The following is a 23,600-nucleotide window of genomic DNA, read 5'->3' as shown; positions in this document are numbered from 1 at the left end:
CCGCGCCCCCGGCCCTCACGCCAGTATCCGTGCCGCCACGCCGAGATCCGAGACCAGCCCCTGGTACGCCGCCTCCCGGTCGTCGGCGCGCAGCACGGACGAGGGATGCACGGTGGGCACCAGCCGCTCGTGGCGCCCGTGGATCTCCTCCTCCAGCACTGTCCCGCGCACCTGCGTCACCCGGAACGACGAGCCCAGCAGCGCCTTGCCCGCGGTCGCGCCCAGCACGACGATCAGCTCGGGTTCGACGACGGCGAGCTCGGCGGCGAGCCAGGGAGCGCACGCGGCCGCCTCCCGCAGGGTGGGTGCCTTGTGGATGCGCCGCTTACGGGGCTCCGCCCGCGTGAACTTGAAGTGCTTGACCGCGTTGGTGACATACGTCTCACCGGGGTCGATCCCGGCCGCCGCGAGCGCCCGGTCGAGGAGCTTCCCGGCGGGGCCCACGAACGGCCTGCCCTGCCGGTCCTCCTGGTCGCCGGGCTGTTCGCCGACGAGCATCACACGTCCCTGGGCGTTTCCCGCGCCGAAGACGGTCCGGGTGGCGTCGCGGTGCAGCGGACAGCCCCGGCAGCCGGCGGCGGCCTCGCGCAGGGCGTCGAGGCTCGTAGCCCCCGCCGGGACGAAGGGCTCGGCGGTGTACCGGTCCTCGGGTGCCGCCGTACGGGAAGTCACGGTCGCCGGGTACCCCGGGCCGGGTTCGCGCGAAACGGGCGCCCGAGGCCGCGGTCAGAGCCGCATCGGCTGCGGGGCCTCGCGGCGCGCCGGGTCCGGGCCGTCGAACTCGCGGATGACCTCGTACCGCGTGTTGCGTTCCACGGGACGGAAGCCGGCGTCGCGGATGAGGTCCAGCAGGTCGTCGCGGGTGAGCTTGTGGGGCGTGCCGTAGTTGTCGGCGTCGTGGGTGATCTTGTACTCGACGACCGAGCCGTCCATGTCGTCCGCGCCGTGCTGGAGGGCGAGCTGGGCGGTCTGCAGGCCGTGCATCACCCAGAAGACCTTGACGTGCTGGACGTTGTCGAAGAGCAGCCGGGAGACGGCGAAGGTCTTCAGGGCCTCCAGCGGGGTCGCCATGGCCGTGCGGGCCTGGAGGCGGTTGCGGACCTTGCCGTCCTTCATGTCGACGAAGTCGTGCTGGTAGCGCAGCGGGATGAAGACCTGGAAACCGCCGGTCTCGTCCTGGAGTTCACGCAGCCGCAGCACGTGGTCGACGCGGTGGCGGGGCTCCTCGATGTGCCCGTAGAGCATGGTGGAGGGGGTCTTGAGCCCCTTCTCGTGCGCCAGCCGGTGGATGCGCGACCAGTCCTCCCAGTGGGTGCGGTGGTCCACGATGTGCTGGCGGACCTCCCAGTCGAAGATCTCGGCGCCACCGCCGGTGAGGGACTCCAGACCGGCGTCGATCAGCTCGTCGAGGATCTCCGACGCCGACAGGCCGGAGATCGTCTCGAAGTGGTGGATCTCGGTGGCGGTGAAGGCCTTGAGCGAGACGTTCGGCAGGGCGGCCTTCAGCTCGCGCAGGGAGCGCGGGTAGTAGCGCCACGGCAGGTTGGGGTGCAGGCCGTTGACGATGTGCAGCTCGGTGAGGTTGTCCGCCTCCATCGCCTTGGCGAGCCCCACGGCCTCCTCGATGCGCATCGTGTACGCGTCCTTCTCCCCCGGCTTGCGCTGGAAGGAGCAGTACGCGCAGGAGGCCGTGCAGACGTTGGTCATGTTGAGGTGGCGGTTGACGTTGAAGTGCACGACGTCGCCGTTCTTGCGCGTGCGCACCTCGTGGGCGAGACCGCCGAGCCAGGCCAGGTCGTCCGACTCGTACAGCGCGATGCCGTCCTCACGAGTCAGCCGCTCACCGGAGCGGACCTTCTGCTCCAGCTCGCGCTTGAGCCCGACATCCATGCGCACACCTCTCTCCGACAGACTCCGCACACCGTACTCCCCGCCCCTCGGGCGGCGGTGACCCCGTTCGACGCTGCGCGTCTACACCTCCTCGGGCAGCTCACCCACCCGGTTCTCCCACTTCGTGGACAGCACGATGGTGGTGCGGGTCCGGGACACGCCCTTGGTGCCGGAGAGCCGGCGGATGATCTTCTCCAGGCCGTCCACGTCGGTCGCGCGCACCTTGAGCATGAACGAGTCGTCGCCGGCGATGAACCAGCAGTCCTCGATCTCCGGCAGGTCCCGCAGCCGCTGCGCCACGTCCTCGTGGTCGGCGGCGTCGGAGAGCGAGATGCCGATCAGGGCGATGACGCCGAGGCCCAGCGAGGCGGCGTTCACGGTGGCGCGGTAGCCGGTGATGACGCCGGCCGCCTCCAGCCGGTTGATGCGGTCGGTGACGCTGGGCCCCGACAGTCCGACGAGGCGCCCCAGCTCCGCGTAGGAGGCCCGGCCGTTCTCTCTCAGGGCCTGGATGAGCTGCCTGTCCACGGCGTCCATGCGATCGAAGCCTTCCACTGAAGAGTCTGACGAGTTGGAGAGGGGTGAGGGTGCGGCTCAGGTGGTGCGCGAACCGCCCCCGAGTTCGCCCGCCCAGCGGCGGTAGAGCGTGTGCGGCACGCCGGCCGCGTCGAGGACCCGGCCGGCGACGAAGTCGACGAGGTCCTGGATGTGGGTGGCGCCCGCGTAGAAGGCCGGCGAGGCGGGTACGACGGCCGCCCCCGCGTCGTCCAGGGCGACGAGGTGGCGCAGCGTCTGTCCGCCGAGCGGTGCCTCCCGTACGGCCACGACCAGCGGGCGGCCCTCCTTCAGGGTGACGCTCGCGGACCGTTGCAGCAGGTCCTTGGAGAGCCCGAGGGCGACACCGGCCACGCAGGCGGTGGACGCCGGCACGATGAGCATCCCCTTCGCCGGGTACGACCCCGAGGACGGCCCGGCGGCCAGGTCCCCCGCGCTCCAGTGCCGTACGCCGTCGAGGTCCACGGCGAAGGTGTCCGGCTTTCCGTCGGCCCCCCTGGCCAGCCATTCCCGCAGGTCGCTCTGCCAGTGCGCGTCCCGGAAGGAGAGCCCCGTCTCGTCCAGCAGGGTGAGCCGCGAGGCCCGGCTGACGACCAGGTCGACGCTCTCACCGGCAGCGAGCAACGCACGCAGCACAGCAGCCGCATACGGCGTTCCGGAAGCTCCGGACACCCCCACGATCCAAGGCGCGCGCTGCGATTCCCCTGCGTTCACATCTTGAGCGTACCGGTGCGCGCAGCGGACCTCAGGACGGGCCGTCCGCCAGGGGATCGAGGGGAGCCGGCCGCCGGGCGGTGTCGGCCTGCCCGGCGACCGTCCTCACACCGTCAGGCCCCGGACCAGGAGGTCGAGGAGGGCGCACGCGAACAGGGCAATGCCGATGAAGCCGTTGACGCTGAAGAACGCGCGGTCGAGGCGGGACAGGTCGTTCGGGCGGACGATCGTGTGCTCGTAGACGAACGCGCCCGCGACGACCAGCAGGCCCAGCCAGAAGAACGCGCCGGCGCCGGTGGCCAGGGCGTACCAGACGAACAGGGCGGTGGTCAGGGCATGGCACGCGCGGGCCGCCCAGATCGCCGCCGGGATGCCGAAGCGGGCCGGCACCGACATGACGCCGATCTCCCGGTCGGTCTCGACGTCCTGGCAGGCGTAGATCAGGTCGAAGCCGCCGATCCAGATGCCGACGGCGAGGCCGAGGATCACGGCCTCCCAGGACCACTCGCCGGTGATCGCGAGCCAGCCGCCGATCGGGCCCATGGCCTGGGCGAGGCCGAGGATGGCCTGGGGGAAGTTCGTGAACCGCTTGCCGTAGGGGTAGATCACCATCGGGATGACGGCGACCGGGGCGAGGGCCAGGCAGAGCGGGTTCAGCAGGGCCGCCGCGCCGAGGAAGACGACCAGCGCGATCAGGGCGCCGGTCCAGGCGTGCCGTACCGACATCGCGCCGGTGACCAGTTCGCGCTGGGCGGTGCGCGGGTTCCGGGCGTCGATCTCGCGGTCGATGATCCGGTTGACGGCCATCGCGAAGGTGCGCAGGCCGACCATGCAGACGGTGACCAGCAGCAGCCGGCCCCAGTGGATGTTGCGGTCCAGGTCGAACATCGCGGTGAGGGCGGCGATGTAGGCGAAGGGCAGCGCGAAGACCGAGTGCTCGATCATCACCAGCCGCAGGAAGGCCTTGGTGCGGCCCGGCTGCGGCAGCGCGGCGGATGCGGAACTCACAGGCCGTACTCCCTCCAGCGGCGGTCCACCGTGGCCGCCGTCTCCGGATCGGACTCCACCATGTCGGGCCACCCTCCGTCGCGCGTGTACCCCTCCTCGGGCCACTTCTTCGTCGCGTCGATGCCCGCCTTGCCGCCCCAGAACTGCTGGTACGACGCGTGGTCGAGATGGTCGACGGGGCCCTCGACGAGGCTGAGGTCGCGGGCGTAGTCGGTGTTGCCGAGGGCCCGCCAGGCGACCTCGTGCAGGTCGTGGACGTCGCAGTCGGAGTCGACGACCACGATCAGCTTGGTCAGGGACATCATGTGGGCGCCCCAGATCGCGTGCATGACCTTCTGCGCGTGCTTGGGGTACTTCTTGTCGATCGAGACGATCGCGCAGTTGTGGAAGCCGCCCGCCTCGGGCAGGTGGTAGTCCACGATGTCCGGCACGATGATCTTCAGCAGCGGGAGGAAGAAACGCTCCGTCGCGCGGCCGAGCGGTCCGTCCTCGGTCGGCGGCCGGCCCACGACGATCGACTGGAGCAGCGGACGCTTCCGCATGGTCACGCAGTCGATCTTCAGGGCCGGGAAGGGCTCCTGCGGCGTGTAGAAGCCGGTGTGGTCGCCGAACGGGCCCTCGGGGAGCATCTCGCCGGGCTCCAGCCAGCCCTCGACGACGACCTCGGCCTGCGCCGGCACCTGGAGCGGCACGGTCTTGCAGTCGACCATCTCGATCCGCTTGCCCGCGAGGAATCCGGCGAACAGGTACTCGTCGATGTCGCCGGGAAGGGGCGCGGTGGAGGCGTACGTCACGGCGGGCGGGCAGCCGAAGGCGATCGCGACGGGCAGTCGCTCGCCCCGGCGGGCGGCCACCTGGTAGTGGTTGCGGCTGTCCTTGTGGATCTGCCAGTGCATGCCGATGGTGCGCCGGTCATGGCGCTGGAGGCGGTACAGGCCGAGGTTGCGGACGCCCGTCTCCGGGTCCTTGGTGTGGGTCAGGCCCAGGTTGAAGAAGGAGCCGCCGTCCTTGGGCCAGGTGAACAGGGCGGGCAACTGCTCCAGGTCGACGTCGTCGCCGTGCAGGACGACCTCCTGGACGGGGCCGTCCTTGACCTTCTTCGGCGGGACGTGGGTCATCGTGCCGAGCTTGCCGAAGGCCTCGCGCACCCCGACGAACCCGTGCGGCAGTTCGGGCCGCAGCAGCCCGCCGATCTTCTCGGAGATCTCACCGTACGACTTCAGCCCCAGCGCCTTCAGCAGCCGCCGGTCGGTTCCGAACACGTTCATGGCGAGGGGCATGGACGAGCCCTTCACCTTCTCGAAGAGCAGTGCGGGGCCGCCCGCCTTCTGCACCCGGTCGACGATCTCCCCGACCTCCAGATACGGGTCGACCTCCACCTTGATGCGCTTCAGGTCCCCCTCGCGCTCCAGTGCCCTGAGCAGGGAGCGAAGATCGTCGTAAGCCATGCGGACAAGTATCCCCGAGGGGCTACCCTGGCCCCGTCACGGGGGCCGTGCGAGCGGCCCCCGACCGTCGTTCCACGAGGTGACCGCCGATGCTCCGGATCCTGATGTTCGTCGTGCCCCTGGCGCTGAGCGTGTACGCGTTCATCGACTGCATCAGCACCGACGAGAAGGACATCCGGCACATCCCGAAGCCGCTGTGGGCGATCCTGGTACTCCTCTTCCCGCTCGTCGGCTCGATCTCCTGGCTGATCGCGGGCAAGCGCCGGCGCCCCGAGGCACGCCCCGGACGCGGCGCCCGGTGGGTCGCGCCCGACGACAACCCCGAGTTCCTGAAGTCGCTCTCGGAGGACGAGGACGAGAAGGACCGCAAGAGGGACGGCGACGAGGTCTGACGCTCAGTCGGCGGAGGCCTCCCCCACCTCCACGACCCTGAGGTGCTCCCCGCCGAACTCCGCCACGAGGACGTCCCTGGCGGCGCGCGGGTCGTCGACGCCGACGTGCACCCATCCCCGCTCGTCCACCCCGACCTCACGAAGCTCGAAGGTGCCGTCCCAGCGGTTCATGTCGGCCGAGACCCGTGCCGCGAGGGCGTCCAGATCACGGCGGTTGACGTCGGTGTCGTACAGACGCAGGGTCACTCCCTTTCCGGCGGCACTGCAGACGTCGGCGTCGAAGGCCGCGGAGGGCACGCGGTAGACGTCCGCGGTCCGGGCGCCCTCGTCGACGGAGAGCCCGGTGAACACGTCCGGGTGCCGCTGGGCCCGGCTGCTGACGGACGCGAGGCTCTCGTGCAGGTCGCGCCCGGGCACCCGTCCGGCGCACTCGGACGCCCGCGCGGGGCCGCCCGGTTCCTCGTCCCGCACGGTCCGGTCCTCGACGCCGCACCCTGGGAGCGCCCCGAGCACCCCGAGCACCAGCACGCCGGCCGCGACGGCCCACCTGTCCCTTTTCATCCCCGCCTCCGTCCGTCACCCGTCCCCACTGTGACGCCGAAGGGGCCGCGTACGTTCGGTCCCCGGCGGGGGACCCTGCGCGAGGAGGAAACCCCCGGCCGCGCCGCCCGCCGGGCCCAGTTCGACCAGCCCGTCCGAGGCGGCGACGTCCTCGTTGTGCTCGATGGTGACCACGGAGTGGCCCGGGATCCGGCCGGTGCTGGAGGACGTACGCCGCGAGGGCGGCACGGAGGCGATGCGAACGGCGATCGACGGCCGAGGCGAGGCTCTGAACGCCCGTACGCGGGCGATGCTCTCGGGTGCGGGCGCGCTGCACGGCTACCTCGACCACCGCGTCCGGGTGGGGCCGTGACGGACCGGGGCGGCGCGCCGTTGCCCGGGTGTCGTCGCGCCGGGAGAGTGGACCCATGGATCTGGCACCGGATCAGGCACAGGCCCGCGCGTGGCTCGCCACCGCCGTGGCCGAGGCCCACGCGGGCCTCGCGGAGGGCGGCATCCCGATCGGCGCCGCGCTGTACGGCCCCGACGGCACCCTCCTCGGCCGGGGCCGCAACCGGCGCGTGCAGGACGGCGATCCCTCGGCGCACGCGGAGACGGCGGCCTTCCGCGACGCGGGACGGCAGCGGTCGTACCGCGGTACGACGATGGTGACGACCCTCTCGCCGTGCTGGTACTGCTCCGGGCTCGTCCGGCAGTTCGGCATCTCCCGGGTGGTGATCGGCGAGGCGGTCACCTTCCGCGGCGGGCACGAGTGGCTGGCGGAGCACGGCGTGCGGATCGTGCTCCTGGACGACCCCGGGTGCGTGGCGATGATGCGCGCCTTCATCGCGCAGGACCCGGCTCTGTGGAACGAGGACATCGGTGAGTGACTCCCCCGCCCCCCGCATCCCGACGATCGATCTGCGGCCCTGGCGCTCCGGTGACGACGCCACCCGCGCCGGCATCGCCCGTACCGTCGACGAGGCCCTGCAGACCGCCGGTTTCCTGATGGTCACCGGGCACGGCGTGGACCCGGGACTGCGGGCCCGTATCCGCGCGAGGGCCCGCGCGTTCTTCACCCTCCCCGCGCCCGTGAAGCAGCGGTACGCCGCGAAGGTCGGCGGGCGCGGCTGGCTCGGGCCCGGCGCGGAGGCCAACGGCCACGCGGAGGGCACCGAGACCCCGCCGGACCTGAAGGAGTCGCTGACCTTCGCGACGCACGAGCCGTTCGGCGACCCGGTGGTCGACGCGCAGTGGTACGCGCCGAACGTCTTCCCGGCGGAGGTGCCCGAACTGAGGCCGCTCTGCGAGGAGTACCTGGCGCGGATGGCCGTGCTGGAGAACAAGTTGCTCTCCCTGCTCGGCCGGGCCCTCGGCCTCGAAGCCGACTTCTTCACCCGGCACATGGGCCGTCCGACGTACGGCTTCAACATCAACTGGTACCCGGGCAGGGACGTGCTCGGCGCGCCCGAGCCGGGCCAGTTCCGGATCGGGCCGCACACCGACTTCGGGACGGTCACCCTCCTCGACCGGCAGGCCGGCAAGGGCGGGCTCCAGGTGTACACGGACGAGGGCGGCTGGGCGGACGCCCCCTGGGACCCGGCGGCGTTCACCGTCAACATCGGTGACCTGATGGCGCGTTGGACCGGGGACCGCTGGCGCTCCGGCCGCCACCGCGTCCTGCCGCCGCCCGCGGACGCCCCCGCCGAGGAGCTGATGTCGCTGGTCTACTTCGGCGAGTGCACGCCGGGCACCCGGGTGGAGTCGGTCCCGGCGCCGGTGGGACGGGTCGCGTACGAGCCGGTGGACTCGCACGTGTATCTGCGGGAGAAGCTGGACTCGATCACGGTGGAGTGAGCCGTGCCACGGGGATCCCGCTACGGCCCCGCCGCCAGCACCTCGATCAGACGTTCGAAGCGATGCCGCCAGCCGCGCTCCGACTGCTGCTCCCCCTCGAACTCATGGGTGAACCGCAGCGCGCTGCCCTCACCGTCCCGCTCCAGATGGAACCGGACACGGCCGCCGCCCTCCACCGTGTACTCGGCGACCCGGTCGACGTCCCAGGCGGTGACCTCTCCCGAACCGACATCACGCAAGGTGACCGCGCCGCCGAGGTGCGGTTCGAGCACGTCGGCCCGGGTGAACCAGGCCGCGAGCCCGTCGGCCGTGGCCAGCGCGGGCCAGACCTGCTCCATGGACCGGGGGAGCCGCACCAGGAAGTGCAGGATGTGCGTGTTCCCGTGGGTCTGGCTGATGCCCTGCTCGATGGAACCGGTCATGACACCAGCCTGACCCGTCACGCCGGGGCGCGCACGTGTTACGGCCGCTCCCCGGCCTCGTCGACGACCGTGCGCTCGACGACCGCGCTGGTGCCGTCCACCAGGCCGTCGGCGCCGACCACGCGCTCGCCGAGGAAGGCGAGGGTCTTCTCGTCGAAGATCAGCTCCTCGCGCTCACCGTCACCGGACCGGGTGATCGCGACGCCCGCGCGCCCCAGGGAGTCCTTCACTCCGTGGACCACCTCGACGCCGGGGATCGTCGCGGCCGCCCGGTACAGCGCCGCGCCGACCTCCGGCGGCATGAGCGACTCCCGGATCAGGTCGCCGAAGAGCACGAAGGCGGCGTGGTCCCGGTCGGGGCGCTCCTCGTCGACCTGCGCGCCGGCGGTGCGGTACAGCCAGTCCCGCATCGCGTCCGCGTCGGCCGGCAGCTTCGCCAGCGCGCGGTAGTTGGTGGCCCGCTCGTGGCCGGGGCCCTCGGGCTCCAGCGGCAGGCGCTCGTGGCCCGGCCGGTCCTCCTCCAGGAGCCCGGCGCGCGTGCCGTCGACCGACAGCCAGATCTCCCGGTCGTGGACGGGTCCGAGCGGCACGCGCCGTCCGTCGACGTGACCCGCGTACGCGTCCCGGCTCTTGACGTAGACGAACTGGTCGTCGCGGATGCCGCCGGGCACCTCGGACTTCTCGGCCGCCAGCGCGATGTCCTCCAGCAGGGCCACCGCCTCCTTCGATGCGGCGGGCGTCCCGGAGGACCCGGCCGGCACGGCGAAGGTGAGCGCGACCGCGGTGACCGCCGCGGCGGCTCCGGCCACCAGCGTGGGACGCAGCCAAGGCCTCCGGGCGGGCCTGGCGTCGGAGGACTGCCGGATCTCGGTCATCAGATGCTCCTTGAGGAGTCGGTGACGGCCCGGCGGAAGGTCTCTCTCGGAGAACTCGTTCACAGGTTTCCCTCCCCTACGGGCTTGACCGCGGTGCTGCGGTCACCTCTCATCTGTCCGCGCACACTCGGCGGTTCCATATGTTTCGCGAGTTTTGTCCTGGCCCGTGAGAGCCGCGACCGTACGGTCCCCACCGGCACCCCCAGCGCCTCGGCGGCGGCCTGGTAGTCCAGCCCCGACCACACGCACAGCGCCAGCACCTCCCGCTCGGCCCGCCGCAACCGGGCAAGAGCGGTGCGTACGAGGGCCAGCTGGGCGGCGTCGTCGATCCGCCCGGCGACCTCGTCGGCGAAGTCACGCTCCGCCTCCTCGCGGGGGAGCCGGGCGACGGCGGCCGCGTGTCTTCGCGCGGCGCGGCGGGTGTTGCGGGCGACGTTGGTGGCGATGCCGAGCAGCCAGGGCCGCAGGGAGCCGCCCTCGTCGTCGACCTTCTCGCGCAGCCGCCAGGCGTCCAGGAAGGTCAGCGAGACGATGTCCTCGGCGCTCGCCCAGTCGCCGGTGAGCCGGTAGGCGTGGTTGTAGACGGAGCGCGCGTAGGCGTCGAAGAGCTCACCGAATGCCTGGTGGTCCCCGGCGCGTACGCGTCGGCGCAGTTGTGCTTCCACGTCCACTTGCCTGTCCGTACGACGAAGGCCGGTTCCCGTGACGCGGGTCACGGGAACCGGCCTTCTCCTGTGCCGCGGGGGCTCAGAACCCGACGGACCGCAGGGCGCCCAGCCCCACGTCGGCGTACGAGTGCTTGCCGGAGACGAAGATGTTGACGCCGTAGTAGTTGAACAGCCAGCAGCCGAACGCGACCAGCGCGAGGTACGCGGCCTTGCGGCCCTTCCAGCCGGCCGTGGCGCGGGCGTGCAGATAGCCCGCGTAGGCGACCCAGGTGATGAACGACCAGGTCTCCTTGGGGTCCCAGCCCCAGTAGCGGCCCCACGCGTCGCCCGCCCAGATCGCGCCCGCGATGATCGTGAACGTCCACAGCGGGAAGACGGCGGCGTTGACCCGGTAGGAGAACTTGTCGAGCGAGGACGCGGCGGGCAGCCGCTCCAGCACGGAACTGGCGAACCGGCCCGGTGTGCCGCCGCCGGCGAGCTTGTTCTCGTAGGAGTCGCGGAAGAGGTACAGCAGCGTGGAGACCGCGCCGACGTAGAAGACGGCACCGCACAGGATCGCGGTCGAGACGTGGATGTACAGCCAGTACGAGTGGAGCGCGGGGACCAACTGGTCGCTGGCGGTGTACAGGACGGTGACGGCCACGCCGAGATCGAGGAGGACGGACGTGATCAGCGGCAGGCCGAGCCAGCGGATGTTCTTCCGCAGCGCGAGCAGCGCGAGGTACACGCCGACGGCGACGGTGGAGAAGGTGATGTTGAACTCGTACATGTTGCCCCACGGCGCCCGCTGCACCGACAGGGCCCGTGCGAGGACACCGCCGAACTCGATGAGGAACGCGAGCACGGTGAGGGACACGGCGATACGCCCGTAGAGGTCGCCCTGCTCGTCACCGCCGTGCGCCCCGGGCCCGTCGGGCACGTCACGGGTGCCGGCCGCGGCGCGGACGACGACCTTCGGCCGCTCCATCACCGCGGTCCCGCCGGCCTTCCTCACCGTGACGGCCGGAGCCTGGGCGGTCCCCTCGGCAGCGGTGAGCGCGGCGGCGCTACGGCCGACCTTGCTGCGGCTGCCGAAGATCCATTCGGCGATGTAGGCGAAGAAGGCCAGGGTGTAGACGGCCATCGCGGAGTAGATCAGCGTGTTGCTGAGGTCCGCGAGGTTCTCGTTGGTCGCGGCGGCGAGAGTCACTTCTCAGCCCCTTCGGCAGGTACGGCATCGGGGTCGGGGTCGGGGTCGGGGTCGGGGGAATCTGCGGGGTGTTCGTCGGTGTCCGGCGCGCTCGGCGCCTTCTCGTACAGCGTCGCGGCGAGATCGCCGAGCTCCTCGGGAAGCTTGGCGGACTCGCTGCGGCCGAGGCCTGCCATCTCGACGACGGTGACGCCGTCGGCGCCCCGCACCGCGCGCACCCACACGCGACGGCGCTGGACGAACAGGGACGCCGCCAGACCGAGGATGGCGGCCACGGCGCCGGTCAGGGCCCAGCCGCTGCCGGGCTGCTGGGTGACCTGGAAGCCGGCCCACTCCTTGACGCCCTCGAACGTGACCGAGCCGGCCCCGTTCGGCAGCGTCATGGTCTCGCCGACCGCCAGCCGCTTCTTGAACAGCTTGCCCTGGGAGTCCTTGAACTCCTCGAGGTTCTTCTTGTTCAGCTGGTAGACGCTCTGCGGGATCCCGGAGTCGACACCGAGATCGCCGTGGTACGCCGACAGCGCCAGGCGCGGGTTCAGCAGCGCCGGGAACTGGGAGAGCATCGTGCCGTGGCCCTCGCCGGCGAAGGACGGCACGAAGAAGGCGTTGAAGCCGAGCTGTTCCTTCTCGCCCTTGGCGTTGCGGTAGCCGTCCCGCACCATGAGCGCGCCGGAGGAGGTGACGTTGGCGTCCAGCGGCAGCAGCGGCACGGCCTCCTTGTCCATCACCACGTTCCCCCGGGCGTCCCGGACGGTGACGATCGGGGCATAGCCGTGGCTGACCAGGTAGACCTTGGAGCCGTCGATCTCCAGCGGCTCGTTGACCTTGACGGTGACCGGCCGTTCCTTGCCGTAGGCGCCGACGCCGTAGCCGAGGCTCGCCTCGAAGGTGCGCGGGGTGCCCCGGTTGGGGCCGGTGGCCTCGTAGGTGCCGTGGAAGTCCTTGAGGGTGAAGCTGAACGGGTCCAGGTCGTCCGGGGTGAAGAGGTTGCCGGACTTGAAGTCGTCGTACTGCGTGAGGGTGTTGGCGAAGCCGTCGCCCTCCAGGATCAGCTTGTTGCCCTCGGACTTGAACAGCTGGCCCCAGGCGAAGGCGATCAGCATCACGATCAGGGCGATGTGGAAGGCGAGGTTGCCGACCTCCCGCAGATAGCCCTTCTCGGCGGCTACCGCGTCACCGGCGAGGTGGGCGCGGAAGCGGCGCTTCTTCAGCAGGGTGAGCGCGGCCTCGCGGACCTGCTCGGGCTCGGCCTCGGTACGCCAGGTGGTGTAGGCGGGCAGCCGGGTCAGGCGCCTGGGCGCGCCCGGTGGCCGGCTGCGCAGCTGGCCGACGAACTGCCAGGTGCGCGGCACGATGCACCCGATGAGGGAGACGAACAGCAGGATGTAGATCGCGGAGAACCACACCGAGCTGTAGACGTGGAAGAGGCCGAGGGTGTCGTACAGCGGCGCGAGGGTCTCGTGCCGCTTGCGGAAGTCGGCGACCTGGGTCGCGTCGACGCCGCTCTGCGGGATCAGCGACCCGGGGATCGCGGCCAGCGACAGCAGCAGGAGCAGCAGCAGCGCGACCCGCATGGAGGTGAGCTGCCGCCAGAACCAGCGGGCCCAGCCGATGACGCCGAGGGCGGGCAGGTTCGGGGCGTCCTCCGCGGGCGCGGTGGACAGCTGGGAGCCGGCCGCGCCGAGGTCCTGGTCCTGACCCGGGTCCGGGGTCTGTTCCCGGGCCTGGTCCGCCGAGGCGTTCGTCGCCCTTGCCGTGGTCTTGCTCATCGATCAGATCCCCACAGTGAAGCCGTTGGACCAGGTCTGCATGTCCTGCACCAGGCGGTCCCACGCCCCGGTCAGCAGCAGCACACCGGTCGCGATCATCATGATCCCGCCGATGCGCATCACCCACACATAGTGGCGCTTGACCCAGCCGAAGGCACCGAGGGCCTTGCGGAAGGCGACCGCGGCGAGCACGAAGGGGACGCCGAGGCCGAGGCAGTAGGCGACGGTGAGGACGGCTCCGCGTCCCGCGCTGGCCTGGTTGGAGGAGAGCGCGAGCACGGAGGCGAGGGTCGGCCCGATGCAGGGAGTCCAGCCGATGCCGAACAGCGCGCCCAGCACCGGGGCTCCGACGAGCCCGGTCGAGGGCCGGGTGTGGAAGCGGAACTCCCGCTGCGTCAGCCAGGGCATCAGCCCCATGAAGAAGACGCCCATCGCGACCATGAGCACCCCGAGCACCTTGGTCAGCGTGGCCTGGTACTCCAGCAGGGTCGAGCCGAAGTAGCCGAACAGCGCGCCGCCGGAGACGAAGACGGCGGTGAAGCCGAGCACGAACAGCGAGGCGCCGACGACCATCCGCCCGCGCCGGGCCTCGGCGAGGTCGGTGCCGGTGACCCCGGTCACGTAGGAGAGATAGCCGGGGACGAGCGGCAGGACGCACGGGGAGAAGAAGGAGACGAGGCCGCCGAGGAGCGCGACCGGCAGGGCGAGCAGCAGCGCGCCGCCCCGCACGGTGTCGTTGAGCCCGGTCGCGGCGAGCTCGGTCACTGCCCCCACGTCACTTCTCCGCGAGGACCGGGTCGAGCATCTCGCGCACCTTCTCCTCGCTCAGCGGCTGGAGGGTGCGCGCGGCGACCTTGCCGTCCCGGTCGATGACGAGCGTGGACGGGATGGCCTGCGGGTTGAGCGTGCCCTTCTCGAACCGGAGCATCAGTCTGCCCGTCGGGTCGTACAGGCTCGGGTAGGTGACGCCGAACTCCTTCTCGAAGGCGAGCGCCGGACCCGTGCTGGTGTCACGCGTGTTGATGCCGACGAACTGGACGCCCTGGTCCTTGGTGTCCTGGTAGACCGCTTCGAGGTTCTTGGCCTCGGCCCGGCACGGGGCGCACCACGAGCCCCACACGTTCAGGACGACGACCTTGCCCTTGTAGTCGGCGACGTCGAGCTGCCCGCCGTCGATGGTCTTGCCGGACAGGTCGGGCGCCGCGGCCCGGTCGCCCTTGCCGGCGGTGTCGATGCCGTCGGAGCCCGCGACGAAGTTCGTCTCGCCGCCGCCCCCGGACGTACCGCCGGAGCCGCACGCGGACAGCAGCAGCGCGGCGACGGCGGCGCCGGAGGTGGCGAGCAGGGCGGTACGGCTACGGGCGCGACGGGCGGCACTCATGTGAAAAGTTTCGCATGCCCGTTCTGGGGATCTTGCGCACCCCCCTCGGGGGCGGACACCCGCCTGTCAGGCGGCGTTCCCCGACCCCGCGGTGCCGGTCGGGGGCGCCTCGGCGAAGCCCTTCCAGCCGCCGGCGGGGGCCTGTCCCACGTCCAGGGTGCGCAGCTGGCCGAGGACCTCCGGCCGCTGCACGTCCAGCCAGTCCACGAACTGCCGGAAGGAGACCAGCCGTACGTCGCCGCCCTTCTCCCTCTCCCCCGCGATGTACTTCAGGGCCTCCTCGACGGCGTCCATGTATATGCCGCCGTTCCACTGCTCGAAGTGGTTGCCGACGAAGAAGGGCGCGCGATTTGTCTCGTATGCCCGCTTGAAGCCCTGGATGTAGGCCTGCGCGGACTGCTCGCGCCAGCCCGGGTAGTTGTACGCGGGGGCGTTGGTGGAGTTCACCGACTGGTTGGCGAGCATGTTGTAGTCCATCGAGAGGACCTCGAAGGAGCGCCCGGGGAACGGTATCTGCTGGAGCGGAAGGTCCCATATGCCCTGTTTTTTCTGCGGCCAGACCTGCCGGCCGCCCGGCGAGGAGGCGTCGTAGCGCCAGCCCAGCTCACGGGCCGTGGTCAGCAGGCTGTCCTGGCCGAGCAGACAGGGCGTGCGGCCGCCGACGAGCTCCTTGTCGTAGTCGAAGGGCAGCGACGGCAGATCGGTCCAGCCCGAGTTGGTCCGCCACTCCTTCACGAACGACTTGGCCTGGTCGATCTCGCTGCGCCACTGCTGCGGCGTCCAGTTGCCGACCGAGCCGGAACCGGCACAGAAGTGGCCGTTGAAGTGGGTGCCTATCTCGTGGCCCTCCAGCCACGCCCGGCGGACGCCCGCCAGCGTGTCCTTGATGTGCGCGTCCGTGAGATAGCCGATGTCGGAGGCGCCCCGCGGGTTGTTCGGCGGGTCGTAGAGCCGCTTCTTCGACTCGGGCAGCAGATACAGCCCCGAGAGGAAGAAGGTCATGTGCGCCTCGTGCTCCTTGGCGAGGTCCAGAAAGCGCGGGAAGAGGCCGTTGCCCACCTCGCCGGCGCCGTCCCAGGAGAAGACCACGAACTGCGGCGGGGTCTGACCGGGCTCCAGTGGCACGGGCCGGTCCGGCTGCATCGGCTGCTTGCCGGTGAAGGAGGTCGATCCGTCACCGATGGGACGGGCGGTGGGCCTGGGGCCGGGGCTGGGGCTGCCGCCGGTCGGACCGCCGTGCGGGGTCCGACCGGAACCGCCGGGGTGGCCGGAACCGTCCGAGGAGGTGAGGGTTCCGCATCCGGCCAGCCCCAGGGCGGCGGCGGCCCCGGCGCCGATTCCCATCGCTCCCCGTCGACTGATGTGAGGCATGCCATCCCCGTCCGTTGCGCTCGCTGGTGTCACCCAGTCAGACAGCGCGGCGCACAGGGAGGTTCCCCTTATCGGTCAACGATTCGGTATGACCACGACGAATTCGTCACAGACGACGTCTACGCCCCAAAAGCCTTGTCCTTGCCCTTCACCGGCTTCGCACCGGCGAGCAGGTGCGGCGGGACGAGATCACGCGCCGGCTCGCTGTAGCCGACGGAGACGATCCGGTCCCCCTCGTAGGTGAAGGACGTCAGCGACGCGAGCGTGCACTGCCTGCGGCGCGGGTCGTGCCACAGACGGCGCTTCTCGACGTACGAGCGCAGGATCCAGATCGGCAGCTGATGGCTCACCAGCACCGCCTCGTGCCCCCGCGCCGCGTCCTTCGCCGCGTCCAGGGCGCCCATCATCCGGATGACCTGCTCGACGTACGGCTCGCCCCAGGACGGCCGGAACGGGTTGACCAGGTGCTTCCAGTTCCCGGGGCTGCGCAGCGCGCCGTCGCCCACACCGAAGGTCTTGCCCTGGAAGACGTTGTCCGCCTCGATCAGCCGGTGGTCGGTCGCCAGATCCAGCCCGTGCGCCTTGGCGATCGGCGTCGCCGTCTCCTGCGCCCGCTCCAGCGGCGAGGCGACGACGTGGGTGACGTCACGGGTGGAGAGGTGCTCGGCGACCCGGTCGGCCATCTGCCGCCCCAGCTCCGACAGGTGGTACCCGGGCAGCCGCCCGTACAGGACCCCGTCCGGGTTGGCGACCTCGCCGTGCCGCATCACATGGACGACGGTGATGTCCCGCGCGCTCATGCGGTGGCCTCCGCCGCCGCGCGGGCCGCCGCCGGGAGGGCGTCGGCGATGCGCTGCACCGCGCGCTCGTCGTGCGCGGTGGAGACGAACCAGGACTCGAAGGCGGAGGGCGGCAGATAGACGCCGCCCGCCAGCATGGCGTGGAAGAACGCGGTGAACCGGTACGACGCCTGCGCCTTGGCGTCCTCGTAGTCGCGCACGGCGCGGTCGGTGAAGAACACCGAGAACATGTTGGAGGCGCTCTGCACGGTGTGCGCGACGCCCTCCTTCGCGAGCGCCTCGCCGACCAGCGCCTGGATCTGCCGCGACACCTCGTCGACCTTGGTGTACGCCGCGTCGTCCAGGAGCCGCAGCTGCGCGAGGCCGGCGGCGGTGGCCACCGGGTTCCCGGACAGGGTGCCGGCCTGGTAGACGGGGCCGGCCGGGGCGAGGTGCGCCATGACGTCCGCCCGTCCGCCGAACGCGGCGGCGGGGAAGCCACCGCCCATCACCTTGCCGAAGGTCATCAGGTCGGGCACCACACCGTCGACGCCGAACCATCCGGAGCGGCTGGTCCGGAAGCCGGTCATCACCTCGTCGGAGACGAAGAGCGCCCCGTTCTGCGCACACGCGTCCTTCAGGCCCTGGTTGAACCCCGGCGCCGGCGGCACGACGCCCATGTTGCCGGGCGACGCCTCGGTGATCACGCACGCGATCTCGCCGGGGTGGGCGTGGAAGGCGGCGTGCACGGCCTCCAGGTCGTTGTACGGCAGGACGATGGTGTCGCCGGCCTGGGCACCGGTGACGCCCGGGGTGTCCGGCAGCGCGAAGGTCGCCAGACCGCTGCCCGCGGCGGCGAGCAGGGCGTCGACGTGCCCGTGGTAGCACCCGGCGAACTTGATCACCTTGGACCGCCCGGTGAACCCGCGGGCGAGGCGGATCGCGGACATGGTCGCCTCGGTGCCGCTGGAGACCAGCCGCACCTGCTCGACCGGCCCGACCCGCCCGACGATCTCCTCGGCCAGTGCCACCTCGCCCTCGCCGGGCGTCCCGAAGGACGTGCCGCGCGCGACCGCCTCCTGGACGGCGGCGATCACCTCGGGGTGGGAATGTCCGAGGATCATGGGGCCCCAGGAGCAGACCAGGTCGACGTACTCGCGTCCGTCGGCGTCCGTCAGATAGGGCCCGCTGCCGGACACCATGAAGCGGGGCGTACCGCCGACGGCGCGGAAGGCACGCACCGGGGAGTTGACGCCGCCGGGCGTGACGGCGGCCGCACGGTCGAATAGAGCCTGCGAGACAGGCGCTTCGTATGAATAGGGCTGTTCGCTCATGACGTGCGACTTCTCCGACTTCTCGGACTTCCGGTTGCCACTGACCTACTCAGGGTAGGACGCGGCACCTCGTGATCGATCCTCCTGCACCCCGTCCGTCTGCGAAACTGAGACCTGATACACACAGCTCCTGCGGGGCACGGCGATCAGGGGCTGCGAAGATCCTGCGGACAGGTGTTTCACCGCACGTTTCGGCGCGCGGCCGTGGGGGAGGTCACTGACACGATGATCGGGTTGCGCGGCGGGGGCCCCGCGTCCTAGAAAAGCAGTCGGGTGGAGATATGCATCGCGGTGGTGGACTGGGCGAGGGGACCGATGACCTGGGTCCTCGACGCGCCCGGCGGGGAAAGCACCGGCGCGAGGCGGAGGAATCGACCGAAGCCCGTCAGACACAGGGTGTGCCGAGTGAGTCCGAGCGGATCGACCGACTGCGGGCCGGGAGCAGGAATGGTGGTCGGGTGGGGGTGACGTACAAGTACTTCGGCGCGCCGGACGGTGCCACGGCGGCCCGCGTCCCGATCTCGATGCGCCCCGAGGAACTCGGCGGCGACGAGCTCGGCATGAACGGCATGTTCACCAAGATCAAGCCGGAGACGATGGCCGCGATGGTGCTCACCGGCATCGAAGGCGTCCCCCTGCACAAGGTCCCCCCGCTCGAACTGGTCGTGCTGCACCCCGACTACGCCGTGGTCAAGCTCCCGATGACCGTCGTCGACCCCCTGCGGGGCATCGGCGAGGAGGCGGTGGGCGCGGCGGCCTTCATCTGGTCGACGGTCCCGGACCGGGGCGGCCCGCGGGACGCGTTCAACGTGTACCAACTGCTCCACGAGTGGCAGGACTTCTCGAAGCGGCTGCACGAGGCGGGGCATCAGCCCTACTGCCTGGTCTGGCCCTGAGGCGGGACCTCAGGGCGCCGTGAGGGGCAGCGCGTCCGTGTAACCGTTCGTCGGCTTGGCGATCCGCTCGACCGTCCGGGCGTCCAGCGCGGCCTCGGCCGACCTGGTGCCGAGGGTGCCGGAGGGGTGCCAGGTCCCGGTCAGGGTCACCCACTGGTCGGCCGGCGGGGCCGGGACGCCGTGCACGCGCACCCGCAGCGACTGGGCGTCCGCCGCGCAGCAGCTCAGCATCAGCCGGGTCAGGTACCAGCCGTCCCGGGCCGGCGTGACGAAACCCGTCAGCTGGACGGTGCGTCCCTTGATCGCCTGCTCACGGTCCTGCTGCACGCGCTGCGTGAAGTCGGTCAGGGTCATCGGCAGCGGCGAGGTCGCCGGCAGCGGGTCGAAGTGGTCCTCCTGCGCTATCGCCTTGGGTGCCTCGCGGGACGCGGTGAAGGCGCCGAGGGCCGGCGGGGCGTAGAAGAGCAGGCTCAGGGCGGGGAGCAGCAGCAGCCAGGCGACCTTGGGCGTGCCGGAGTGGTCGTGGTGAGCGGGGTGCCCGTCGTCGCCTTCGCCGCCTTCGCCTCCGTGGCCTTCGGGGTCGTGAGCACCGGGGCCGCCGTCTCCCTGCCTGCCCCACCACGCCTCCGCGGCCGCCAGCGCCAGCAGCAGCGCCCCCGACGCGATCAGCAGCGGCCTCATGCCCTCCTTGACGTAGCGCAGGTAGAGGTCGGTGAGGAGGGAGGCGTGCAGGACGCCCGCGCCGCTCAGGGCGAGCAGGGTGATCTGGAGGGGGCGCTTCACAGGAGTACCGCTCCGATCAGTGCGCTGGACAGGATCGCCACAACCGCCGTGGCGGCGGAGAAGCGGAACGCGAAGGCCCGTCCGAACGTGCCCGCCTGGAGGGCGATCAGCTTCACGTCGACCATGGGCCCCACGACCATGAAGGTGAGCCGCGCGACCGGGGAGAAGCCGGTGAGCGAGGCCGCGACGAACGCGTCGGCCTCCGAGCAGACCGCGAGCAGGATGGCGAGCGCGGCCAGGAAGAGCACGGACAGCCACGGCGAGCCGGAGAAGGTCTCCAGCACGGAGCGCGGGACCGCCACGTTGAAGGTGGCCGCCGCCATGGCCCCTACGACGAGGAAGCCGCCCGCGTGCAGGAAGTCGTGCTGGAAGCCGCGCCGGAACTCGCTCCAGCGGCTGTGCCCCGCGTGGTGACCCGTGTGCCGGACGGCCGGTTTCAGCCATTCCGTCCTGCCCAGCGCCAGCCACAGCCAGCCCATCACCATCGCCGTGACGAGCGAGGCGAGCAGTCGGGCCAGCACCATCTCCGGGCTGCCGGGGAACGCGACCGCCGTGGCGGTCAGCACGATCGGGTTGACGGCGGGCGCGGACAGCAGGAACGCGAAGGCGGCGGCCGGGGTGACGCCGCGGCCGATCAGGCTGTTCGCGACCGGCACCGAGGCGCACTCGCAGCCGGGCAGGACGACACCGGCGGCCCCCGCGACGGGCACGGCCAGCGCCGGCCGCCTGGGCAGCAGCCGCTGGAACACCCGCGCCGGCACGAACGCGTTGATCGCGCCCGACAGCGCCGTACCGAGCAGCAGGAACGGCAACGCCTGCACGGTGACGGCCAGGCACACCGTCCGCCACGCCTGGACGGCGGGCTCGTCCCCCCACCGTCCGGCGGCGACGAGCAACGCACCGGGCAGCAGCGCGGCGGCCAGCAGGAGAAGCGGCCAGTGCCGCGGCCAGGAGGAGGCGGCCACGGCACCGCGCCGCGCACCGCCGGCCTCCCTTTCCCCGTCCTGTGCACCCGCCACTTCCCTGTGCGGGGCGAGGTGTTCCGTCTTCTGCATCAAGACTCCGCGCGTCGGCTGATCGCAGCGACGATAGCGGGCGGCGTACGGCCCCCCGCCGCCCGGTGTCGTGCGGCGGGGGGGCCGTACCGGCCGGACTAGCCGGCGGACGGACCCTGCCGGATGCGGGCCTCGTCGGCGTCGGTACGGAAGACGTAGGCCCAGGCGGAGCCCGTGCCCGCGGTGTAGGTGAAGGCCGTCGGGTCGGTGGCCGACCGCTCGGTGCCGGCCTGCTGCCAGGCGCTCCACGTGCCGAAGGAACCCTGGACGGTCTCGCGGCTGGTGTGGATCGTTCCGTCCGTTCCGCGTGCGACGACCTCGGTGAAGCCGGTGACGGGGTCGATGACGGCGGACGGGGCGCCGGTCGCGGTGAGGTCGCCGACCTGGGTCCAGGTGGTGGGGAAATCGGCCCCTTCCCCCGCCTGCACCATGCCGACGATCTTGCCGCCGGTGGACCGGGCAAAGACACCGAGCCGGTAGCCGGGGTACACGACCACCGCGGGCGTGTGGCCGATCTTCTGGTCACCGAGGTCGGTCCAGGTACCGGCCACGCCGTCCTTGACCGTCGCGGTGCGCAGCTGTCCGGTGCCGTCGGTACCGAAGAGCTGGATGCCGTCGCGGACGGTGACGGCCGTCAGCGGTCCGGCGAAGCCTTCGCCGTCGAGCCTGATCCAGCCCATGAAGTCCACGTTGGGCCGCTGCTGGGCGCGGTACCAGGGCCTGCCGTCGGCGTCGACGGCGAACTGCACCAGCACGCCGTCGGGCCGCTTGGCGGTGACCGGGTGCCCCTTCATCGCGCCGGCCAGGTCGACCCAGTTGCCCCAGGACGAGCTGTCCGCGCCGTGGCGGCGCCACCAGGTCTGGCTGTTGACGTTCTGGACGGTCAGTGCCACCGCCCCGTCGGGCTGCTCGGCGAGCTGCGGCGTGCCGGAGAACGACTCGGTGGCCGGGCCCGTCGTCCACCGGACGGAGGCGAAGTCGGCCGGGTCGGCCTGCCGGCCGTGGACGAGGCGGCCCTGGCTGTCGGTGTAGGCGTACTCGATCGCACCGGTGGACGTCTGCAGGACGTCGGCGGGTCCGGTGCGGTCCGCGTCGATCACGGGGGACTCCGGCGTGGGGTCGGCCCGCAGACCGCAGGCGTCCGGGGCACCGCTCACGCTGGTGTAGCCGGCCCAGTGCGTGCCGGAACCGATCAGGAGGTTGTAGACCCCGTCGAAGTCCCCGGACGGCTCGTGGTAGCGGTAGTGGCGCACCTCGCCGTTGGCCTTGACCCGCACGAGCACGTCGCCGCCGAAGGACGTGATGCTCTTCGAGTCCCGCCAGTCGGCCCAGCTGACCGTGGTGTGGCGCTGGAGCCAGCGCTCGCTCTCGAAGTCGTAGCGCGAACGCAGCAGATGACCGGTCGCCGAGTCGATCCCGTACAGCACTCCGTCGTCGGTGGCGACGATGTGGCTGTAGCGGCCCCAGCCGGAGTCGATCTTCTTGTTGCCGGCCGGATTCCAGCTGTCGGTGGCGCTGGTGTACTGGACCCACCGCAGGTCGCCGCCGCCGTCGACGTGCCAGATGTGGCCGCCGCGGTCGACGCTGATCTCGTTGCGGTTCTCGGGCAGGCGGTACGTGGTGAACCCGGTGCTGATCTTGCGGTGGTGCACGTCCCACACGCCCGTGGAACCGACGCGGTGGCTGAAGTGGAGGCCGTCGTCCTTGATGCCGTAGAAGCTGGCGCTCGGGCCGGCCAGGACGCGGGGGTACTGGTTCCAGCCGGAGTCGATGGTGGAGGCCTCGGGGACGGTGGCCGTGCCGTCGGCGGGGTCGCCCACGTTGCGGCGCAGGAGGCTGCCGGCCGTGGTGACGGAGTAGAGGGCGCCGGTGGAGGTGCAGGACGGGCCGACGTTGGCGTTGATCCAGTTGCGCGCCTTGTCGATGCGGATGCCGATCGCGCCGGTACTGGTCTCGGTCTCGTCGGTGCCGAAGCAACCGCCCTGCCAGGAACGGCTGTTGATGCCGACCAGCTGCACCGTTCCGCCGGACTCGCGGAAGGCGGGGCCGCCGGTGTCGCCCTTGCAGACGGCGGCGCCGTCCTTGCCGGTGATGCCGACCTCGGCGGCGCTCACCGAGTCCACCGTGAAGGTGCCGGTGTGCAGGCGCAGCGGAGCCCACTCGGTCCTGGTGCGGCCGTATCCGGCGACCCGCAGCTCCTCCCCTGCTGCGGGCGCGGTGGCGCTGAGAGCGACGGGGGTGATGCCCGTGACCGGGGTGGCGAGCTTCGCGAGTACGAGGTCCTGGTCCGGGTGCGGAACGAGCTGGACGACGTCGCGCACCTGCCCGGTCGTGGTGGTCAGGTCGGTGCGGCCGATGGTGGCGGTCGTCGGCAGCGCGGGCGCGCCCGCCGGCACGTCGAGGCTCACGGCCGGGTTCTCGGCGAAGCAGCTGGCGGCGGTGAGCACCCACTGCGAGTACACCAGCGCGCCGGAGCAGGCGCGTTGACCGTCCCCGATGTCCAGGCGGGCGGTGAAGGCGTGGGCGTTGTCCGCCGCGGCCGCGCCGGACACGGCCTGGGCCGGGGCGGCGAACACCGCCATCGGGGCCGTCGTCAGAGCCGCGGTGAACGCGGCCAGCGTGGAGAGGCGGATGCTACGAGGTCTGGGCATGTCCGTTTCCTTGAGGCGGGGTC

The 23,600-nt window shown here is 71.4% G+C and carries 25 protein-coding genes; 5 read left to right on the top strand and 20 right to left on the bottom strand.

Going from position 1 to position 23,600, the window contains the following annotated elements:
• Positions 1-15: 15 nt before the first annotated feature.
• From ACIP2X_RS31235 to ACIP2X_RS31210, 6 genes are all read right to left on the bottom strand, one after another.
• Positions 16-672 (bottom strand): UdgX family uracil-DNA binding protein, encoded by a 657-nt coding sequence (locus tag ACIP2X_RS31235; RefSeq protein WP_401679433.1) that lies wholly within the window; start codon positions 670-672, stop codon positions 16-18.
• A gap of 54 nt (positions 673-726) precedes the next feature.
• A complete protein-coding gene (gene mqnE / locus ACIP2X_RS31230; RefSeq protein WP_401679430.1) occupies positions 727-1,890 on the bottom strand; it encodes an aminofutalosine synthase MqnE in 1,164 nt (387 codons plus the stop codon).
• Between the two features lie 81 nt (positions 1,891-1,971).
• Positions 1,972-2,427, bottom strand: coding sequence for an Lrp/AsnC family transcriptional regulator (locus tag ACIP2X_RS31225; protein ID WP_351610121.1), 456 nt, complete (start codon positions 2,425-2,427; stop codon positions 1,972-1,974).
• A 57-nt stretch (positions 2,428-2,484) separates the two neighbouring features.
• Positions 2,485-3,159, bottom strand: a complete 675-nt coding sequence (locus tag ACIP2X_RS31220; protein ID WP_401679427.1) for a UbiX family flavin prenyltransferase — start codon at positions 3,157-3,159, stop codon at positions 2,485-2,487.
• A 105-nt stretch (positions 3,160-3,264) separates the two neighbouring features.
• Complete coding sequence (gene mqnP / locus ACIP2X_RS31215) at positions 3,265-4,167, bottom strand: menaquinone biosynthesis prenyltransferase MqnP (RefSeq protein WP_401679424.1); 903 nt, start codon at positions 4,165-4,167, stop codon at positions 3,265-3,267.
• Positions 4,164-5,615, bottom strand: a complete 1,452-nt coding sequence (locus tag ACIP2X_RS31210) for a menaquinone biosynthesis decarboxylase (RefSeq protein WP_401679421.1) — start codon at positions 5,613-5,615, stop codon at positions 4,164-4,166. The genes mqnP and ACIP2X_RS31210 overlap by 4 nt, the downstream gene beginning before the upstream one ends.
• Before the next feature lie 89 nt (positions 5,616-5,704).
• On the opposite strand from ACIP2X_RS31210, the gene ACIP2X_RS31205 reads away from it, so the two are divergent.
• Entirely contained in the window at positions 5,705-6,007 is a 303-nt protein-coding gene (locus ACIP2X_RS31205) for a PLD nuclease N-terminal domain-containing protein (protein ID WP_401679418.1), read from the top strand.
• Positions 6,008-6,010: 3 nt separating this feature from the next.
• Here ACIP2X_RS31205 and ACIP2X_RS31200 read toward each other — a convergent pair whose 3' ends face one another.
• Positions 6,011-6,568, bottom strand: coding sequence for a hypothetical protein (locus ACIP2X_RS31200; protein ID WP_401679415.1), 558 nt, complete (start codon positions 6,566-6,568; stop codon positions 6,011-6,013).
• Positions 6,569-6,731: 163 nt separating this feature from the next.
• Here ACIP2X_RS31200 and ACIP2X_RS31195 point away from each other — a divergent pair, with 163 nt between their 5' ends.
• Genes ACIP2X_RS31195 through ACIP2X_RS31185 form a run of 3 tightly spaced genes read left to right on the top strand, consistent with a single transcriptional unit; the run spans position 6,732 to position 8,404 of the window.
• Positions 6,732-6,920, top strand: coding sequence for a hypothetical protein (locus tag ACIP2X_RS31195; RefSeq protein ID WP_401679412.1), 189 nt, complete (start codon positions 6,732-6,734; stop codon positions 6,918-6,920).
• Positions 6,921-6,975: 55 nt separating this feature from the next.
• Positions 6,976-7,437 carry a nucleoside deaminase gene (locus ACIP2X_RS31190; protein ID WP_401679409.1) on the top strand — a complete coding sequence of 154 codons (462 nt, stop codon included), beginning with the start codon at positions 6,976-6,978 and terminating at the stop codon, positions 7,435-7,437.
• Positions 7,430-8,404 carry an isopenicillin N synthase family dioxygenase gene (locus tag ACIP2X_RS31185; RefSeq protein ID WP_401679406.1) on the top strand — a complete coding sequence of 325 codons (975 nt, stop codon included), beginning with the start codon at positions 7,430-7,432 and terminating at the stop codon, positions 8,402-8,404. Before ACIP2X_RS31190 ends, ACIP2X_RS31185 begins: the two co-directional genes overlap by 8 nt.
• A gap of 20 nt (positions 8,405-8,424) precedes the next feature.
• Here the strand turns inward: ACIP2X_RS31185 and ACIP2X_RS31180 are convergent, their stop codons facing one another.
• The 10 genes from ACIP2X_RS31180 to hemL form a co-directional block, all read right to left on the bottom strand.
• Positions 8,425-8,826 (bottom strand): SRPBCC domain-containing protein, encoded by a 402-nt coding sequence (locus ACIP2X_RS31180; RefSeq protein WP_401679403.1) that lies wholly within the window; start codon positions 8,824-8,826, stop codon positions 8,425-8,427.
• A 38-nt stretch (positions 8,827-8,864) separates the two neighbouring features.
• The gene (locus ACIP2X_RS31175; protein ID WP_401679400.1) at positions 8,865-9,764 is read right to left on the bottom strand and encodes a CU044_5270 family protein; all 900 of its coding nucleotides are present in this window, start codon (positions 9,762-9,764) and stop codon (positions 8,865-8,867) included.
• Positions 9,761-10,366, bottom strand: a complete 606-nt coding sequence (locus tag ACIP2X_RS31170; protein ID WP_401680220.1) for an RNA polymerase sigma factor — start codon at positions 10,364-10,366, stop codon at positions 9,761-9,763. Before ACIP2X_RS31170 ends, ACIP2X_RS31175 begins: the two co-directional genes overlap by 4 nt.
• Before the next feature lie 82 nt (positions 10,367-10,448).
• Positions 10,449-11,558 carry a c-type cytochrome biogenesis protein CcsB gene (gene ccsB, locus ACIP2X_RS31165; protein WP_401679398.1) on the bottom strand — a complete coding sequence of 370 codons (1,110 nt, stop codon included), beginning with the start codon at positions 11,556-11,558 and terminating at the stop codon, positions 10,449-10,451.
• Positions 11,555-13,327 carry a cytochrome c biogenesis protein ResB gene (locus tag ACIP2X_RS31160; protein ID WP_401679395.1) on the bottom strand — a complete coding sequence of 591 codons (1,773 nt, stop codon included), beginning with the start codon at positions 13,325-13,327 and terminating at the stop codon, positions 11,555-11,557. Before ACIP2X_RS31160 ends, ccsB begins: the two co-directional genes overlap by 4 nt.
• Positions 13,328-13,330: 3 nt before the next feature.
• On the bottom strand, positions 13,331-14,101 hold the full coding sequence (locus ACIP2X_RS31155) for a cytochrome c biogenesis CcdA family protein (protein ID WP_401679392.1): 771 nt from the start codon (positions 14,099-14,101) through the stop codon (positions 13,331-13,333).
• A 1-nt stretch (position 14,102) separates the two neighbouring features.
• On the bottom strand, positions 14,103-14,708 hold the full coding sequence (locus ACIP2X_RS31150) for a TlpA family protein disulfide reductase (RefSeq protein ID WP_401679389.1): 606 nt from the start codon (positions 14,706-14,708) through the stop codon (positions 14,103-14,105).
• A 66-nt stretch (positions 14,709-14,774) separates the two neighbouring features.
• Positions 14,775-16,079 carry a hypothetical protein gene (locus ACIP2X_RS31145; protein ID WP_401679386.1) on the bottom strand — a complete coding sequence of 435 codons (1,305 nt, stop codon included), beginning with the start codon at positions 16,077-16,079 and terminating at the stop codon, positions 14,775-14,777.
• Positions 16,080-16,198: 119 nt separating this feature from the next.
• Complete coding sequence (locus tag ACIP2X_RS31140) at positions 16,199-16,879, bottom strand: histidine phosphatase family protein (RefSeq protein WP_401679383.1); 681 nt, start codon at positions 16,877-16,879, stop codon at positions 16,199-16,201.
• Positions 16,876-18,192, bottom strand: a complete 1,317-nt coding sequence (gene hemL / locus ACIP2X_RS31135) for a glutamate-1-semialdehyde 2,1-aminomutase (protein WP_401679380.1) — start codon at positions 18,190-18,192, stop codon at positions 16,876-16,878. Before hemL ends, ACIP2X_RS31140 begins: the two co-directional genes overlap by 4 nt.
• A gap of 281 nt (positions 18,193-18,473) precedes the next feature.
• Between hemL and ACIP2X_RS31130 the strand changes: the two genes are divergently transcribed.
• Complete coding sequence (locus tag ACIP2X_RS31130) at positions 18,474-19,088, top strand: hypothetical protein (RefSeq protein WP_401679377.1); 615 nt, start codon at positions 18,474-18,476, stop codon at positions 19,086-19,088.
• A gap of 9 nt (positions 19,089-19,097) precedes the next feature.
• Here ACIP2X_RS31130 and ACIP2X_RS31125 read toward each other — a convergent pair whose 3' ends face one another.
• The 3 genes from ACIP2X_RS31125 to ACIP2X_RS31115 all read right to left on the bottom strand — a co-directional run bounded on the left by ACIP2X_RS31125 (position 19,098) and on the right by ACIP2X_RS31115 (position 23,577).
• Positions 19,098-19,871 carry a TIGR03943 family putative permease subunit gene (locus ACIP2X_RS31125; protein WP_401679374.1) on the bottom strand — a complete coding sequence of 258 codons (774 nt, stop codon included), beginning with the start codon at positions 19,869-19,871 and terminating at the stop codon, positions 19,098-19,100.
• On the bottom strand, positions 19,868-20,926 hold the full coding sequence (locus ACIP2X_RS31120; protein ID WP_401679371.1) for a permease: 1,059 nt from the start codon (positions 20,924-20,926) through the stop codon (positions 19,868-19,870). The genes ACIP2X_RS31125 and ACIP2X_RS31120 overlap by 4 nt, the downstream gene beginning before the upstream one ends.
• Before the next feature lie 98 nt (positions 20,927-21,024).
• The gene (locus ACIP2X_RS31115; protein WP_401679368.1) at positions 21,025-23,577 is read right to left on the bottom strand and encodes a trypsin-like serine protease; all 2,553 of its coding nucleotides are present in this window, start codon (positions 23,575-23,577) and stop codon (positions 21,025-21,027) included.
• Positions 23,578-23,600 lie beyond the last annotated feature (23 nt).

Origin of the sequence: Streptomyces sp. NPDC089424 (genome assembly GCF_044749345.1) — a bacterium.
Classification (GTDB): Bacteria; Actinomycetota; Actinomycetes; order Streptomycetales; family Streptomycetaceae; genus Streptomyces.
The sequence above is the reverse complement of the archived record's forward strand: the minus strand, read 5'-3'. Positions and strand labels throughout refer to the sequence as shown.

What these genes read in the sequence shown, in the direction of transcription:
- mqnE (WP_401679430.1), bottom strand. Translation starts at nt 1,890, where the DNA reads ATGGATGTCGGGCTCAAGCGCGAGCTGGAGCAGAAGGTCCGCTCCGGT.
- ACIP2X_RS31225 (WP_351610121.1), bottom strand. Translation starts at nt 2,427, where the DNA reads ATGGACGCCGTGGACAGGCAGCTCATCCAGGCCCTGAGAGAGAACGGC.
- ACIP2X_RS31210 (WP_401679421.1), bottom strand. Translation starts at nt 5,615, where the DNA reads ATGGCTTACGACGATCTTCGCTCCCTGCTCAGGGCACTGGAGCGCGAG.
- ACIP2X_RS31205 (WP_401679418.1), top strand. Translation starts at nt 5,705, where the DNA reads ATGCTCCGGATCCTGATGTTCGTCGTGCCCCTGGCGCTGAGCGTGTAC.
- ACIP2X_RS31200 (WP_401679415.1), bottom strand. Translation starts at nt 6,568, where the DNA reads ATGAAAAGGGACAGGTGGGCCGTCGCGGCCGGCGTGCTGGTGCTCGGG.
- ACIP2X_RS31195 (WP_401679412.1), top strand. Translation starts at nt 6,732, where the DNA reads ATGGTGACCACGGAGTGGCCCGGGATCCGGCCGGTGCTGGAGGACGTA.
- ACIP2X_RS31190 (WP_401679409.1), top strand. Translation starts at nt 6,976, where the DNA reads ATGGATCTGGCACCGGATCAGGCACAGGCCCGCGCGTGGCTCGCCACC.
- ACIP2X_RS31180 (WP_401679403.1), bottom strand. Translation starts at nt 8,826, where the DNA reads ATGACCGGTTCCATCGAGCAGGGCATCAGCCAGACCCACGGGAACACG.
- ACIP2X_RS31160 (WP_401679395.1), bottom strand. Translation starts at nt 13,327, where the DNA reads ATGAGCAAGACCACGGCAAGGGCGACGAACGCCTCGGCGGACCAGGCC.
- ACIP2X_RS31150 (WP_401679389.1), bottom strand. Translation starts at nt 14,708, where the DNA reads ATGAGTGCCGCCCGTCGCGCCCGTAGCCGTACCGCCCTGCTCGCCACC.
- ACIP2X_RS31145 (WP_401679386.1), bottom strand. Translation starts at nt 16,079, where the DNA reads ATGCCTCACATCAGTCGACGGGGAGCGATGGGAATCGGCGCCGGGGCC.
- ACIP2X_RS31140 (WP_401679383.1), bottom strand. Translation starts at nt 16,879, where the DNA reads ATGAGCGCGCGGGACATCACCGTCGTCCATGTGATGCGGCACGGCGAG.
- hemL (WP_401679380.1), bottom strand. Translation starts at nt 18,192, where the DNA reads ATGAGCGAACAGCCCTATTCATACGAAGCGCCTGTCTCGCAGGCTCTA.
- ACIP2X_RS31130 (WP_401679377.1), top strand. Translation starts at nt 18,474, where the DNA reads ATGCATCGCGGTGGTGGACTGGGCGAGGGGACCGATGACCTGGGTCCT.
- ACIP2X_RS31120 (WP_401679371.1), bottom strand. Translation starts at nt 20,926, where the DNA reads ATGCAGAAGACGGAACACCTCGCCCCGCACAGGGAAGTGGCGGGTGCA.
- ACIP2X_RS31115 (WP_401679368.1), bottom strand. Translation starts at nt 23,577, where the DNA reads ATGCCCAGACCTCGTAGCATCCGCCTCTCCACGCTGGCCGCGTTCACC.